We start from the raw sequence: 1,798 nt of genomic DNA, 5'->3' as shown, positions 1-1,798 counted from the left end.
GTCGCGTACGAGCCCCGGCCCCAGCACTCCGCCCCGCAGCAGTCCGCGCCCTCGCCGCAGGGGCAGCACACGCCGCCGCCCCAGCAGCAGCCGCCTTCCTCCGCGCCGCAGGGCCGGGAGTCCGCGCCCGCTCCCGAGGCCTCCCACAGTTCCTACGGGGCGGAGCCGCCGCGTAACGTCGCCCCCGAGGACGACACCCCGGAGGCCGACGATCCGGATCTCGTCGACTCCGCCCTCTCCGGCCACGAGCTGATCGTCCGCGAGCTCGGCGCCACGGTCGTCGAGGAGTTCACCAACGAGCAGTGACGAGGAGTGGCGAGGGGCGACGAGCGGTGACGCGCAGGACGCTGTGGCGGCGAGAACGGCGGCCGCCCGTCCACGGACCGGCAGCCGTCGGGGCTCCCCGCGCCCGGCGGCTAGGCTGCACCCCGTGAAGGTCCTCGTCATCGGCGGCGGCGCCCGCGAACACGCCCTGTGCCGCTCTCTGTCCCTCGACCCCGATGTCACCGCTCTGTACTGCGCCCCCGGCAACGCCGGCATCGCAGAGGTGGCCGAACTGCACCCGGTCGACGCGCTCGACGGTGACGCCGTCGCGCGCCTCGCGACCGAGCTTGGCGCCGGGCTGGTGGTCGTCGGCCCGGAGGCGCCGCTCGTCGCAGGGGTCGCCGACGCCGTGCGCGCGGCCGGTATCCCCTGCTTCGGCCCCTCCGGCGAAGCCGCGCAGCTGGAAGGCTCCAAGGCGTTCGCCAAGGACGTCATGGCCGGCGCCGGCGTGCCCACCGCCCGCAGCTACGTCTGCACCACCCCCACGGAGATCGACGAGGCCCTCGACGCCTTCGGCGCCCCGTACGTCGTCAAGGACGACGGCCTCGCCGCCGGCAAGGGAGTGGTCGTCACCGACGACCTCGCCGCCGCCCGCGATCACGCGCTCTCCTGCGACCGCGTGGTCATCGAGGAGTTCCTCGACGGCCCCGAGGTCAGCCTCTTCGCGATCACCGACGGCACCACCGTGCTGCCGCTCCAGCCCGCCCAGGACTTCAAGCGCGCCCTCGACGGCGACGAGGGCCCGAACACCGGCGGCATGGGCGCCTACTCCCCGCTCCCGTGGGCGGACCCCCAGCTGGTCGACGAGGTTCTCCGGACCGTCCTCCAGCCGACCGTCGACGAACTGCGCCGACGGGGCACGCCCTTCTCCGGGCTGCTCTACGCCGGCCTCGCGATCACCTCGCGCGGCGTGCGGGTCATCGAGTTCAACGCCCGGTTCGGCGACCCGGAGACCCAGGTCGTGCTGGCCCGGCTGAAGACCCCGCTCGCCGGTGTCCTGCTCGCCTCCGCCAACAGCACCCTCGACGTCCTGCCGCCGCTGAACTGGCGCGACGACGCCGCGGTCACCGTGGTCATCGCCTCGCACAACTACCCGGACACCCCGCGCACCGGCGACCCGATCGACGGGCTCGCGGACGTCGCGGCGAAGGATGCCCCCGACGCGTACGTCCTGCACGCCGGGACCCGCGCCGAGGGCGACGCGGTGCTCAGCGCGGGCGGCCGGGTCCTCTCGGTGACCGCGACCGGCAAGGACCTCACGGCGGCCCGGGAGCGTGCCTACACCGCGCTCGGCCGGATCCGCCTGGACGGCTCCCAGCACCGTACGGACATCGCCCTGAAGGCCTCGCAGGACTGAGACCCGCGGCCGGGCGCCCGGCCGTGCGGCCGGGCCCGCAGCCACACGGCCCGGCGCCCGGCCACCAGCACGGGCCCCGGGGACCAACGGCCTCGCGGCCCCCGGCCCCACCAGGCC

The 1,798-nt window shown here is 75.4% G+C and carries 1 protein-coding gene and 1 pseudogene; both read left to right on the top strand.

Going from position 1 to position 1,798, the window contains the following annotated elements; genetic code table 11:
- A pseudogene (locus HET64_RS38340) lies at nt 1-306 on the top strand (DNA polymerase III subunit gamma and tau); the annotation flags it as partial.
- Between the two features lie 124 nt (nt 307-430).
- Nucleotides 431-1,681 (top strand): phosphoribosylamine--glycine ligase, encoded by a 1,251-nt coding sequence (purD, locus tag HET64_RS38335; protein WP_215111834.1) that lies wholly within the window; start codon nt 431-433, stop codon nt 1,679-1,681.
- Nucleotides 1,682-1,798 lie beyond the last annotated feature (117 nt).

The sequence above is a fragment of the Streptomyces sp. McG3 genome (assembly GCF_018619185.1).
Lineage (GTDB): Bacteria > Actinomycetota > Actinomycetes > Streptomycetales > Streptomycetaceae > Streptomyces.
Note: the sequence above shows the minus strand (reverse complement) of the source record. Positions and strands in the feature narration are given on the sequence as shown.